Consider the following 12,831-nt stretch of genomic DNA (forward strand, 5'->3'; position numbering starts at 1 on the left):
GCAAGGCCGTTCATGTCACCTAAAAGCAGCATAGTTCGCCAGCCAGGTGAAGCGGAGGCGGCCGGCGTCGCCGGAAGTAAAACTGCGGCAGGACCGCACGCCGGGGCTGAAGCGCACGGGCATCATTTGCTTCAACTGCAGGCGGTCCTGGATCATCTGACGGAAGGGCTGGTCATCACCGATCCCGCGGGCAACATGCTGCACTGGAATCCCGTGGCGGTGCAGATGCACGGCTTCGCCACCGCGGCCGACTGGCAGCGCCCGCTGTCCGAATTTGGCGACATTTTTGAGCTCGCCACGCCCGCCGGCAAAATCCTGCCCGTGAATGAATGGCCGCTGGCGCGCATCCTGCGCGGCGAGATTGTTCGCGAATGCGAAATCCACGCGCGCCGCAAGGACATGGACTGGCGGCGCGTGCTCAGCTACGCCGGCGCCCTCGCCCATGATGCGGCGGGCAAGCCGATGGTGGCGGTCGTCACCATCACGGACATCACCGCGCGCAAACGCGCCGAACACAAGTTGCAGGCGAGCGAACGCTGGTTCCGCGCGCTGACGGAGAAGGCCGCCGAGGACATCATCCTGCTGGATGCGAACGGCCGGATCACCTACGAAAGCCCGCATGAAACGCCGCTGCTCGGGTTCGTCTCCGGTGAGATGACCGGCCACAGCTGCTTCGAGCTGGTGCATCCGGACGACCTCCCGTTCGCCCGCCAGACTTTCGCGCGCATTCTGGACCACGCGGGGGCGACGGCCCAGGGCGAGTTGCGGATGGGCCACCGCGACGGCCGCTGGAGCTGGATTCATTTTTCGGCCACGAACCTGTTGCCCGACGAGGCGGTGGGCGCCGTGGTGTTGAATCTCTACGACATCAGCGAGCGCAAGGAGGCCGAACAAAAACTGCGCGCCAGCGAGGAGCGGCTGCAACAGGGCATCAACGTGGCCCGGCTCGGCCTCTTCGAACACGATCATCGGACCGACCTGATTTATTACTCGCCGCTGATGCGGGAGATCAACGGCTGGAAGGACACCGCGCCCGTCACGCTGCAACGCATCCTCGCCGCGGTGCATCCCGACGACCGCGCCACCTTCCTGAGCGCCGTCAAACGCGCCCACGATCCCGCGGGCAACGGCCAGTTCATCACCGAACACCGCATCGTTCAGCCCAACGGCATCATCCGCTGGGTCAGCGCGCGCGCGCAGACCACGTTCGAGGGCGAAGGCGCCGCGCGCCGGCCCGCGCGCACGATTGGCGCGCTGGTGGACATCACCGAACGCAAGCAGGCCGAGGCCCGGTTGCGCTACCAGTTGCGGCTGACGCGCGACATCGCCAACAACACCGCCGCCGCGATTTTCGTCACTGACGGCAAGGGCTGCATCACGTTTTTGAACACCGAGGCGGAGCGCGTCTTCGGTTACTCGCGCACGGAATTGCTGGGCCGCATCCTGCACGATGCGTTGCATCATCATCACCCCGACGGCTGCCCCTTCCCGATGAACGAGTGTCCGCTGGCGAAAATCTTCAGCTCGGGCGAAACGGTCCGGAACCACGAGGACGTGTTCTTTCGCAAGGACGGCTCGCCGATTCATGTTTCCTGCTCGAACAGCCGCCTCGAACTGGACGACGCATGGCCGGGCACGGTGATCGTGCTGCACGACATCACCGCGCGCAAGCAGGCGGAAACCGCGTTGCGCGAAAGCGAGCAAACGCTCCGGCTGGTCATGGACACCGTGCCGCACGGGATTTTTGCCAAGGATGAAACCGGTCATTTCGTGCTCGCCAACCAGGCCATGGCGCGCTTTGCCGGTCTGACCCCCGAACAGATGGTCGGACACACGGATGCCGAACTGTTCGGGGTTCCAGAGCAAATCGCCAACTTCCGCCAGACCGACGCGGAGGTCATTCGCAGCGGCCAGTCCAAGATGATCCAGGAGGAGCTGTTGACCGATGCCCAGGCCCGGACCCGCGTGCTGCAAACCACCAAGGTGCCGTTCACCGTGCCGGCCACGGGCGCCGCCGCCGTGCTCGGCGTGGCGGTGGACATCACCGAGCGCAAACAGGCCGAGGCGCGCTTCCGCGATCTGCTCGAATCCGCGCCCGACGCCATGGTCATTCACGATCAGCGCGGCCAGATCGTCCTCGTCAACGCGCAGGCCGAACGGCTCTTTGGTTATGACCGCAGCGAGATGGTGGGCCAGCCGATCGAGCTGCTGATTCCGCCCCGCTATCATCATTCCCACATCCAGGACCGGCTCGCCTATGCGCAACAACCCCGCACGCGGCAGATGGGCCCGGGCCTGGAACTCTTCGGCCGGCGCAAGGACGGCGGCGAATTCCCGGCCGAAGTCAGCCTCAGCCCGCTGGAAAGCGACGACGGCGTGCTCATCTCCAGCGCCGTGCGCGACATCACCACCCGCAAGGCCACGGAACAGGCGCTGTTGCAGGCGCGCGACAAACTCGAGCACCGCGTGGCCGAGCGCACGGCCGAACTGGCCCGGACCAACGAGCAGTTGAAAACCGAAATCGCCGAGCGCGTTGAGGCCGAGCAGGCGCTGCGCCGCCAGGCTGAACTGCTCGACATGGCGTCGGACGCCATCATCATCCGCGACGAGGACGGCATCATCCGCTACTGGAACCGCGGAGCGGAACGGGTTTACGGCTACACGCCCGCGCAGGCCATCGGCCAGCCCATCCAGCCGCTGCTGCGGTCGGTTTACCCGAACGGCTGGGAAGCCCTGGAGACGGCCCTCGCCAAAACCGGCGTCTGGATCGGTGAAATCGCACAAACCTCGCGCACCGGCCGCCCGCTCATCGTCGAGAGCCACCAGCAACGGGTCCTCCAGCCCGACGGCCGCACGGTCGTGCTCGTGACCAATCACGACATCACCGAGCGCGTGCAGATGAACGACGAAATCGTGGCCGCCGGCGAGCGGGAGCGCGAACGCATCGGCCAGAATCTGCACGATGGCCTGTGCCAGATTCTGACCGCGGCCCGGTTGAAAACGGATTCGCTGATGACGCGGATCAGCGGCGAGGACGCGGCCACGGGGCGCAGCCTGAAGTCCATTGCCACGCTGATTGTGCAGGCCGTCGATGAAGCCCGCGACCTCGCCCGCGGCTTGGAGCCGGTGGAGCACCTGCCCGAGGGCCTGATGTCCGCGCTGCACCAGCTGGCCACCACGACCAGCCGGCTGTTCAACGTGGCCTGCACCTGCGAATTCCCGCAGTCCGTGCTCGTGCTGGACCACAAGGTGGCCACCGCATTGTTCCGCATTGCCCAGGAGGCCACCAACAACGCGATCAAGCACAGCCGCGCTGGAACCATTCAAATCCGGCTCATCCGGGAGGGAAAAGCCGGCGTGCTGACCGTAATCAGCGACGGCAAACCATTTCCGAAACACCCGCGCACCTCCGGCATGGGCCTGAAGACGATGCGCTTCCGGGCGGAACGCATCGGCGCCACGTTGGAGGTGAAGCGCGGTCCGCGCAAAGGCACCATCGTCCGCTGCGTGCTGCCCACCCTGCCGGAGAACCCGGGCGAATCCGCCGTCACCGAGTCGCGCCCGAGCCAGTTGAACATTCTCAACATCCTGTCGAACCCGCCCGCCGCCAGCCAACGCTCCCCTGAGCCACCGAAAGGAGGAACCTCATGAGCGCCCGCAGCAACAGCACCGGATCCCGCAGGCACCGCATTCTGCTGGTGGATGACCACGCCATCGTGCGCGAAGGCATCGCCGAAATCATCAGCACGCACCACGACCTCGAAGTGTGCGGCGAGGCCGAATCCGCCGGCCAGGCCATGGACGCCGTCGCACGGCTGCGGCCGGATTTGGTGGTGGTGGACCTTTCCCTGCAAGGCGGCAGCGGGCTGGACCTCATCAAGAACCTCAAAGCCTTGCACCCGCTGCTGCCAATGATTGTGCTGTCCATGCACGACGAATCCCTCTACGCCGAACGTGCGCTGCGCGCGGGCGCGTTGGGCTACGTGATGAAACGGGAGGCATCCACGACCGTGCTGGAAGCCATTCACACCGCCTTGAACGGCCAGGTTTTCCTCAGCCCAAAAATGCGCGAACGCATGCTGCAAAATGTGGTGGGCAACCGCCCGGCACCGACGGCCGTGCCCGCGATGGCCCAGCTCACGGACCGCGAGCTGGAGGTGCTGGAACTCCTCGGCGAAGGCCGCACGACCCGCCAGATCGCCCAACAACTGCACCTGAGCATCAGCACCGTGGAAACCCACCGGGCCCACATCAAGGAGAAGTTGAACCTGGCCAACGGCAGCGAACTGATCCGGACGGCCGTGGAATGGGCCAACCGGCGCTGAGGCCCCGGGCCGTCACCGGCCGGCTGAACTCAACGCCGCATTTTGCTGTTCAACGGAATGAACCACGGCCGGCGACCCGTTGGCGGCGTCCCCCGCAACCGCATCACGGAATCCACGATGGCACCTTCGTTCAGCACACGATTCACAGATTGGGTCCGGCGCCTTATACGTTGGTCGTATGGATGCAATTCAAGTCATGGAGCTGACGGATGCCTTCCCCACCGGTCTCGCCGCAGTGAAGCCGGAGTTGAAGGTGTTGCTCGTGTATCAAGATTTCGAGATGGGGGTGCAGGGCAAGCAGGTCTTTGACCTCATTGCCCGGGAGGCGGGGAACGAATGCGCGGCGCGATTGACCGTCTGGCGGTTCGACTTCTTCCATTCACCCCAGTTGACGGTTGCAGCCAGTCAACAGGCGGAGGAAGCGGACGTCATCATCTTCGCGCCGCGCGACCCCAACTGGCTTCCCCCACAAATCAAGGCGTGGCTGGAACGCTGGCCACAGCGCCGGAAGCATCACACCGGGGCGCTTATTGGCGTCTTCCACCCGGCCGTCGGAGCACAGGCGCGCTCGTCGGATGTCGCCCTCTTGCTGCTCCGCGCCGCCAGCCGGGCCGAGATGGATTTCTTCTTCCGCGCTGAAACCCCGACGCCAACCGGCTTGGAATTGCCGCGCCCGGCCCATTCGGAACCGTTCACCATCACCCGGACCGCGCGGCCGCAGTATCGCAACTGGGGCGTCAACGAATGATTTCAACTATGGCAACGACAAATAGCAATACGACCACGCAAATCGCCGACAACGAAACCATCGCGCGCGCCGCTTATCTGGAATGGATCAAGGCGGGCAAACCGACGGGCCGGGATTTGGAGTTCTGGCTCAAGGCCGAGGAGAAGGTCCGTCACAGCACCACGGCCCGGCCGCTCCCGCCCCGGAAAGACGGCGGAACCACCAGCCGAACCGCCCTGTCGCGCTCGAAGAAATGAGCCGCCCCGCCACTGCGTCGGATGCCGTCAGCGGAGTTCACTACGGCAGGGCCGCCGCGAACCGGGGCGTAAAACCAGACAGGAGCGCCAAGTGAACGGCGAACAGGCCGGCGGAGGGCCGGTGGAATGGCGTCAGCCAGGCAACGGTCGCGGCGCACCCAATTTGCCGTCCTGTCGCGCCAAACCGGCGGGCTTTGGCGATTACGTGGACTGCTTGGCGGCCCGGCCGGAGCGATGCCTGTTCGCCCTCGCGTTCGGGGAAGGTTACCTCTGCCAGCATCCTGCGCGACGCGACATCGTGGCGCGCACCCGTGATCGTTCACCGCCGGAAAGATTGTGACAGCCGTCCGATCTGGTTCACGCGCCGCGCACCCAGACATCCGCGTGCAGCAATCCCCATTCGGCCAGTTTCCGCCGCGTCAGGAAAAATCCGGCAGCGCTCAAGAATTCATCCGGCGGGATCAACTGCCGCGCCGGCAGCGCCGTGGCCCAGCGGAAAAAGGCATACGCCGATGCCAGAATCAGCCGCGCCCGCCCGCGTTGCCAGCCGCGCGCCGGCACGTTGAAATCGGCAATCAGCCAGTGCGCACCGGGCGCCGCCCGCCGCGCGAGCGCGGCCACCACCGGTCCGAGCTGGGCCGCGGGGAAGCAGTCGAGAAAGAAATTTGTCACGATCAGATCGAACAATCCGTCGCCGCCGGACCATTCGGGCAGATGCGCCTGCACGAATTCAATCGCCTCCGGCCGGCCGCCCGCCGCGCGCCAGCGGGTTTCGGCCACGCGCAACATGCCGCCGCTGGCATCCACGCACGTGATGGTGGCCTGCGGAAAACGGCGGGCGCAAACCTCCAGGAAGCGGCCATGCCCCTCGCCCACCAGCAAAATGCGCCGGGGTTCGGGAATCTCCGCCAGCCACGCCACGCGGCAGCGTTGCAGTTTGCCGCCCGCGAGGAGCCATTCCATGGCGCGATAAAATGGGGCCAGCCGGTCGAAGCTCATTTGGCCGCCACCACCGGGCGCAGACGCCACCAGCCCGCGGCAAACACGGCGCCCACCGTGTAAGCCACCACGTCGAGCGGGTCGCCCACCGTTCGCATGATATGCGGCCCGATGCCCTCGAACAGGATGGACCAGACCACGAGGTGAAAAACAATTTCACTGAGGCGCGGAGGCTCGTCGTGATCGCGCAGATGGAGCCAGCGCTGCAGTTGCAGCAACACGGGCAAGGCGCACGGAATCAGCAGCAGATCGTCGAACTGTCCGGACAGAAAGGCCGAATGCGCGCGGGGCGCAACGACCCAGCGGTTGAGGGCGTAGAGGGCGCACCCCGCCAGGCAAAGCGGATCCCGCCAGTAACCAAACCGTTTCACAGCAGGCCGAGAATCACAATGCCCGTGGCAGCCGCCAGGGCCAGTTTCAAGAAGCCAATGATCATCGTCATAAAGAATTAAATGACAGGCCAAACGCCGGAAATACTCAAAAATCGGCCGGATTCTCCGCCGCCGCCTGCTGCGCCCGCAGCAGATCGTGAATGGTAAGCAGGCCAAAACCGCCTTCCGGGCCGACCCCGCGGACCACCAGCGCGCCGGTCGGCGATTCCAGCAGGTCATTCTGAATGTCGCTCAGGTGCGCATCCGGCTCGACCACCACCACCGGCTGCAACCGGGGTTCGCGTTTGCCATTGAAGGCCAGTTCCGCCTCTTCCCGTTCCAGCATGCCCAGCGGCGCGCCGTCGCGAATCACCGGATAACGGGCATACGGATGCTTCGCCAGCACGGCCCGGACTTCCTTCTCCTCGAGCGTCGGCAACACCACCGGCCGCGGATTGGCGAGCGCGCGCACCGGCTGTTCCTGCCACGCGCGGAGATTGTCCAGCGGCCGGAGGCGTTCGACGTCGTGGCCGTCCTGCTCCAGCAGTTCGTCGTAGAAACTTTGCTTCAGAAAGGAGCGCGTGATGGCCTGGCTGATGAGCGCGGTCAGCATCAACGGCGGCACGATGGCGAACTGGTGCGTCATCTCAAACACGATCAAAATGCTCGTCACCGGCGCACGCACCACGGCACCCAGCGTGGCGCTCATGCCGACCACCGCGAGCATGACCACGTCGTTCGGCGTCAACGGCAGCACGTAATTGGCGCCGCCCGCCACGAGCACGCCCGCCATGGCGCCAAAAAACAGCGTGGGCGAAAAGATGCCGCCGCAACCGCCCGTGCCGTAGCACGCCACGGTGGCGAATAATTTTGCGGTCAACAGCATGGCGGCCGTGCCCCAAAACATCTTGCCCGCCAGCGCATCGCTCAAATCACCGTAACCCAGGGCAAACACGCCGACGCGGCCCGTGTGCCAGAACACGGCCAGCCCGAGCGCCCAGCAAATCAACGCCCCCACCGCCGGGCGCATCCACATGGGAACCTGCTGCCACTGGCGGCAGCTCAACCGCAGGCCCATGGACCATTTTTGAAAGAAGACACCCGCCAGGCTGGCCACCGCCGCCACCAGCGGGATCAACACATACGCCTGCCAGTTGGCCTCGCCCAGCGGCGCCAGCGCAAACGCCGGCTGTGGCCCGAGGATGCCGTGCGCAACCAGCGCCCCGAGCACGCCCGCAAACAGCACCGAACCCAGCAGCCGGCTGTTCAAATCGCCAATCAGCTCCTCCAGCACAAACGTCACCGCCGCCAATGGCGTGTTGAAGGCCGCTGCCAAACCCGCCGCCGCGCCCGTGGCCGCGCCCAACCGGCGCCGCTGCTTCGGTTCGCCGAGCAGGCCGGTCAAATTGGAGCCCACGCCCCCCGCCATCTGCACGCTTGGACCTTCACGCCCCATGCTGCTGCCGCCGCCGATTTGCAGCGCGCCCGCAAGGAACTTCACCCAGACCACCCGCAGTTTGACGTAGCCAAAATCCTTCCACAGTGCGGCCTTCAATTGCGGAATGCCGCTGCCCGCGGCCTCCCGGCAGAACGAACTCATCAACCAGCCCGCGGCCAGCGACGTGACGACGATCAACACAAAGCTGCCGACCGCAAAAGGCGCGACCCCCTGCTTGGACAACGGCACCAAGCCGCCCTGGTAAATGCCGTTCATGGCCATCTGGAAGAGCACCGCCAGGAATCCGGCGCCAAGGCCGGCGACCGCAGTGAGCACTGGGGTCCGGGCCCGCCGGGGAAGGCGGGCAACAAGCGAGGGCAGGAACTGGACTGCTTTCATCAAACGTCAACCCCTCGCCCCACCGTGAGCAGGTTCATTGTCGTAAAAACAGAAGGTGGTCGGAACATCCGCAGCACAGTCAACGCAAACCATGTGTGATGGTGCGTCGAAAGACAGCGCGATTCAAGATTGGAGTTCCCGCCGCGGCTCGCTTCGGGGGACAAATCGACCAAAGCAGAATCTTTTTTTTGGCTATCCAACCACGTCACGATAAACTGCGAACGTGCCGCTGCTGACCAGTTTGCTTTGTCTGATCGTTTCCGCCCGGCTGCTTGGGGGTTTGTTTGCGAAATACAAACAGCCCTCCATCGTCGGTGAAATGATTGCCGGCGTATTACTGGGCCCCGCCGTATTCAACGTCGTTCATGCGACCCCTCCGCTTCAGGGCATTTCGGATCTCGCTGTGTTCCTGGTCGTCTTGTCGGCTGGTTTGGAAATGAACTTCAAGGATGTCATCAAGGCGATGTCCGGCAAGGGGCTCGTCGTCGCGTTGCTGGGATTCGTGATTCCGCTTTCGGCGGGCCTCGGCATCGGCGTGTTGTTCAAGCTGGATGTAACCCGAACGGTTTTTCTGGGCCTTTGCATTTCCATCACCGCCCTGCCCGTGGCGGTGCGCATTTTGGACAGTTTCAAGATGCTCAATTCGGAAATTGCACGTTATGCCGTTGTCACGGCGATCATCAACGACGTGGCCGCCCTGCTGGTGCTTGGAGTGATCCTCGGCCTGCCCCGGGCTGGCAGTGCCTTGGACGTGGCAAAAGGGGTGCTGTTCACAGGAGGCAAGCTGGTGATATTCGCGACGCTCGTTTGGGCATTTGGCAGCCTCCTGGCGTGGGTGGAGCGCAAGGGCATCGCGGTTCACCGGGTGCCCGAACGGCTCGTCGCCATCTTCGGGGCCGAAGCGTTGTTTGGCATCGTTGTGCTGCTGGTGCTTGTGTTCGCCTCCGTCAGCGAGATGCTCGGGTTTCACTTCGTGATTGGCGCGTTCTTCGGCGCGCTGCTGATCAACAAGGATCTATTCCTGGCATCACGCTACTCGGAGCTGGAAAAGACTTTGAATTCGGTGACGGGAGGATTTCTTGCGCCGGTGTTCTTCGCCTATCTCGGCCTGGAGTTCAACATCACGAAGATGAACTCGCCCGAGTTTGTCATCGCGGTTTTTGCCGTTTCCGTCGGAGCCAAAATTCTGGCTGGCTGGCTGGGCGGGCGCTTGATCCGGCTTTCCAACGTGGATTCCCTCGGCATCGGCATCATTTTGAACGGCCGCGGCGTGATGGAACTGGTCATCGCCAGCATTGCCTTCCAGCACGGCCTCATTGGCGAGGGACTGTTTTCAACCCTGATCCTGATGGGCGTGGTGACCACCATTCTGACGCCGGTGCTGTTCCGCAAGTTCGTCCTGCCGCACGTTGCCCCGGTGAACGGGACCGCACAGGCGCAAGCCGCCACGCCCTTGGGCTGAACCAAGTTAAGTGTCACGGGCGCCTCACTTTGGGCGAATCAGCTCGAAACGGTCGCGCGTGCGGCAATACCAGTGGGGGCTGGCCATGCGCCCGATGGGGAAAAACCGGTCCAGATTCACGCGCAACGTCTGCGGGTCAATCAACCCCTCCCGCGCGTGGAGGCGCTTGATCAGGCCAATGACGAGCCGGTTGCCGCCAATTTCCACCGTGCTGTGCTCAACGCACTCCAAACTGACGGGCGCTTCGATGAGGCGGGGCGGTTTGACCACCGATGAAGGCGCCGCGGTCAGGCCGGCGGCCGGCAGTTCACTTTCGCCGTAGGGCAGCGATGCCGCGCAGCGGTTCATGGCTTCGGCGATGGTTTCATCGACCAGGTTCACCACGAACTCATGCGTCGCGCGAATGTTGCGGGCGGTGTCCTTGGGCGTGCCGTCATCGCGGTCACCGGGCGCGAACGCGCACAACGCCGGGTCGGCGCCGAACACGTTGAAAAAGCTGAACGGCGCGGCATTCACCACGCCAGCCGGGCTGACGGTGGTCACGAGCGCGATGGGCCGCGGCGTCACCAGCCCGGCCAGCAACGCGTAGGCGCGATGCGCGTGTTGTCCAATCAGGTCGAGTTCCATAATCGCCGCCGGGCTGCCCCGCGAAAGCCGCCGTTACTTCAACGCCGCCCAGACGCGGTGCACATCGTCGTGATCCTCGAATTGCTGGAGGAATTCCCCCACCTCGGCGCGCTGATCGTCGGTCAGTTCGGCGAACTGCTTCGGCACGAAGCCGATTTCGCTGGTCACCACGGTCCAGCCGTTGGCCTTGAGCCATTCCGCCACGGCATGCACGGCGGTGCGTTCGCAGATGAACCGGGCGCCACAGGCGCTCTCCGGCAAATCGTCATTCTGCTCGTGGGTCAGTGGCTCCACCTCGTTGGCGCCGGCCTCGATGGCCGCGGCCTCGCGGTCCGCACCGGCGTCGGAGTGATGGGCCTCCACCAGCCCGACGTGGTCGAACAGGAACTTGTTCGCGCCTGCGTTGCCGAGCGTGCCGCTCTTGAACATCTTCCGCATCTCGGGCGCCGTGCGGTTCACGTTGTCGGTGTAGCACTCGATGATGACCGGCACGCCGTGCGGGGTTTTACCCTCGAACACCACGTGTTCCATGGTGAGCTTGTCATCGCCGGTGCCCGCGCCCTTTTTGATGGCGCGCTCGATGACATCCTTGGCCACGCTTTCCTTTTTCGCCTTTTCGACGGCAGTAAAGAGGCGGGCGTTCATGCCCGGGTCGGCGCCGCCCATCTTGGCGGCCACCATGATTTCCCGAACGAGTTTGCTGGTCGTGCGGCCCTTTTTGAGGCCGGCAACCAGGCGTTTGGCATGCAACCATTGACGTCCCATGCGGCGAAGCTACCAAAGGAGAACGCCGCCAAACAAGCCGCGAGACGGGCGGGCTCAGGGTTTCACGGCCAGCGGCGGTTCGCCGGTTCCCAGGTCCCGCAGGAGTTCCTGATACGTGGGATCCTGCCGCAACAACAGGTGTCCGGCCTCCCGCAGCTTGTCCACGTCCGTCCCCGGCAGAAAGAAGCTCGTGGGCAGGTTGAGGAAAAACCGCTGCTGCTTCTGGTCGCGGAAGTTGGTGAAGCTGAGAAAGACCGGATAAATCTTCACGTCCGGCGGCAGTTCGAGCCGCTCCTTCAAGTTGCGCAGGCTGTCGCGCAGATAGTCGAGCGTGTCCAGTGAGCGTTCATCGAGGGTATGGCTCGCCGCCGCCGCGGCCGTGGCCAGCGAACCCGGCGGGGTTTCGCGCCGGTCCCAGTCCCGGTCCGGCGAGGCGTAGGCATTGACGATGATGAGCACGATCTTCCGCGCCCGCAACTGGGCCAGTTCCCGGTGCCGGCCCGGACTGAGCGGAATGGATTGCACGTAATCGAGAAACGGCTGCAGGCCGAGATTATCGCTCACACCGCCGTCCACCAGGTGGATGAACGGTCGGTTCGTGGCGTCGAGGTAACTCGTGAGCACCTGCGCCCGGCGCGTCATCCGGCCGGCCTCCTGTTGCCGGGCCGCCGTGATCCAGTCGGGCAACGCACAGTCGCACGCGCCGGCAAAGTTCTTCAACGTCACCGGCGTCAGCGCCCCCGGCACCGCCGATGACGCCGCCACCGCGCTGGCCAGCGGATACTGCGCCACGTCGGAGCAGATCAAATCGAAGCAATGCTGCGTGAAGTCAAACCGCGTGCCGGTGGTGATGTCCGTGCCGTTGATGACGAGAAACGGGCTGCCGTTCGTCTGCAACGTGGCAAACGTGGCGCCGTGAAACAGCAGCCGGTCGTAATAATCCGCCGCGAGTTCCGACCGGCCGTAGGTGGGCGACCACAGCGCGGGCCAGTGCAGCGGGTTGAGCGTTTGCAGGACCAGCGACCGCTGCACGTTGTGCTTGAGAAACGCCGGCTCGAGCACCGAGAACACCCGGTCGCCGTAAAGCCCGTAGGCCGCCGCCGTGACGCTGCCGCCGGAGACGGACGAAATCACGTCCACCTCATCGAGCAGCGAGCGCGGTTGCGGTCCGGGCAGGCGCGTATCGTGCAACTCCTCCAACACGCCATAGGCGAACGCCGCCGCGCGCGTGCCGCCGCCCGAAAAGGCCAGCGCCACCAGCATTTCGTCCGATTGATTGGTGCGGCCGGCCGGATGAAAGTAATAGCCCGCGGAGCGATCGACGGCGGTGAGCGGGAAATTGAGACGCCGATGCGCGCACCCGCACGCCAGCCCGGCCAGCAGCAAACTGCCAAGCACGGCACCAAGCCCGCGGCCAACGTGGTTGCCCCCATGCATGCCGGCGAGTAAGCCCCGCCCGCC

The 12,831-nt window shown here is 64.7% G+C and carries 11 protein-coding genes; 5 read left to right on the top strand and 6 right to left on the bottom strand.

Features of this window, described 5'->3' with window-relative positions; all coding sequences use genetic code 11:
- The first annotated feature begins 126 nt into the window (after positions 1–126).
- The 4 genes from VFV96_09125 (at position 127) to VFV96_09140 (ending at position 5,309) form a co-directional block, all read left to right on the top strand.
- The gene (locus tag VFV96_09125; protein ID HEU5070558.1) at positions 127–3,651 is read left to right on the top strand and encodes a PAS domain S-box protein; all 3,525 of its coding nucleotides are present in this window, start codon (positions 127–129) and stop codon (positions 3,649–3,651) included.
- A complete protein-coding gene (locus VFV96_09130) occupies positions 3,648–4,325 on the top strand; it encodes a response regulator transcription factor (GenBank protein HEU5070559.1) in 678 nt (225 codons plus the stop codon). Before VFV96_09125 ends, VFV96_09130 begins: the two co-directional genes overlap by 4 nt.
- A 178-nt stretch (positions 4,326–4,503) precedes the next feature.
- A complete protein-coding gene (locus tag VFV96_09135; GenBank protein ID HEU5070560.1) occupies positions 4,504–5,073 on the top strand; it encodes a hypothetical protein in 570 nt (189 codons plus the stop codon).
- Positions 5,074–5,081: 8 nt separating this feature from the next.
- Entirely contained in the window at positions 5,082–5,309 is a 228-nt protein-coding gene (locus VFV96_09140) for a DUF2934 domain-containing protein (protein ID HEU5070561.1), read from the top strand.
- A gap of 357 nt (positions 5,310–5,666) precedes the next feature.
- Here the strand turns inward: VFV96_09140 and VFV96_09145 are convergent, their stop codons facing one another.
- From VFV96_09145 to VFV96_09155, 3 genes are all read right to left on the bottom strand, one after another.
- On the bottom strand, positions 5,667–6,272 hold the full coding sequence (locus VFV96_09145; protein ID HEU5070562.1) for a class I SAM-dependent methyltransferase: 606 nt from the start codon (positions 6,270–6,272) through the stop codon (positions 5,667–5,669).
- Positions 6,273–6,304: 32 nt separating this feature from the next.
- Positions 6,305–6,679 (bottom strand): hypothetical protein, encoded by a 375-nt coding sequence (locus VFV96_09150; GenBank protein HEU5070563.1) that lies wholly within the window; start codon positions 6,677–6,679, stop codon positions 6,305–6,307.
- A 106-nt stretch (positions 6,680–6,785) separates the two neighbouring features.
- On the bottom strand, positions 6,786–8,516 hold the full coding sequence (locus VFV96_09155) for a chloride channel protein (protein HEU5070564.1): 1,731 nt from the start codon (positions 8,514–8,516) through the stop codon (positions 6,786–6,788).
- 223 nt (positions 8,517–8,739) lie between these two features.
- On the opposite strand from VFV96_09155, the gene VFV96_09160 reads away from it, so the two are divergent.
- On the top strand, positions 8,740–9,978 hold the full coding sequence (locus VFV96_09160; GenBank protein HEU5070565.1) for a cation:proton antiporter: 1,239 nt from the start codon (positions 8,740–8,742) through the stop codon (positions 9,976–9,978).
- A 24-nt stretch (positions 9,979–10,002) separates the two neighbouring features.
- Here the strand turns inward: VFV96_09160 and VFV96_09165 are convergent, their stop codons facing one another.
- From VFV96_09165 to VFV96_09175, 3 genes are read right to left on the bottom strand one after another with little or no spacing between them, the layout of a single operon-like run.
- Entirely contained in the window at positions 10,003–10,605 is a 603-nt protein-coding gene (locus VFV96_09165) for a flavin reductase family protein (protein HEU5070566.1), read from the bottom strand.
- Positions 10,606–10,638: 33 nt separating this feature from the next.
- A complete protein-coding gene (locus tag VFV96_09170) occupies positions 10,639–11,370 on the bottom strand; it encodes a YebC/PmpR family DNA-binding transcriptional regulator (GenBank protein HEU5070567.1) in 732 nt (243 codons plus the stop codon).
- A 54-nt stretch (positions 11,371–11,424) separates the two neighbouring features.
- A complete protein-coding gene (locus VFV96_09175; GenBank protein HEU5070568.1) occupies positions 11,425–12,807 on the bottom strand; it encodes a patatin-like phospholipase family protein in 1,383 nt (460 codons plus the stop codon).
- Positions 12,808–12,831: the final 24 nt, after the last annotated feature.

The organism is Verrucomicrobiia bacterium, assembly GCA_035765895.1.
Lineage (GTDB): Bacteria > Verrucomicrobiota > Verrucomicrobiia > Limisphaerales > DSYF01 > DSYF01.

Coding starts and splice junctions, on each gene's coding strand:
- VFV96_09175 (HEU5070568.1), bottom strand. CDS start 12,807: ATGCATGGGGGCAACCACGTTGGCCGCGGGCTTGGTGCCGTGCTTGGC.
- VFV96_09170 (HEU5070567.1), bottom strand. CDS start 11,370: ATGGGACGTCAATGGTTGCATGCCAAACGCCTGGTTGCCGGCCTCAAA.
- VFV96_09135 (HEU5070560.1), top strand. CDS start 4,504: ATGGATGCAATTCAAGTCATGGAGCTGACGGATGCCTTCCCCACCGGT.
- VFV96_09140 (HEU5070561.1), top strand. CDS start 5,082: ATGGCAACGACAAATAGCAATACGACCACGCAAATCGCCGACAACGAA.
- VFV96_09155 (HEU5070564.1), bottom strand. CDS start 8,516: ATGAAAGCAGTCCAGTTCCTGCCCTCGCTTGTTGCCCGCCTTCCCCGG.
- VFV96_09165 (HEU5070566.1), bottom strand. CDS start 10,605: ATGGAACTCGACCTGATTGGACAACACGCGCATCGCGCCTACGCGTTG.
- VFV96_09145 (HEU5070562.1), bottom strand. CDS start 6,272: ATGGAATGGCTCCTCGCGGGCGGCAAACTGCAACGCTGCCGCGTGGCG.
- VFV96_09130 (HEU5070559.1), top strand. CDS start 3,648: ATGAGCGCCCGCAGCAACAGCACCGGATCCCGCAGGCACCGCATTCTG.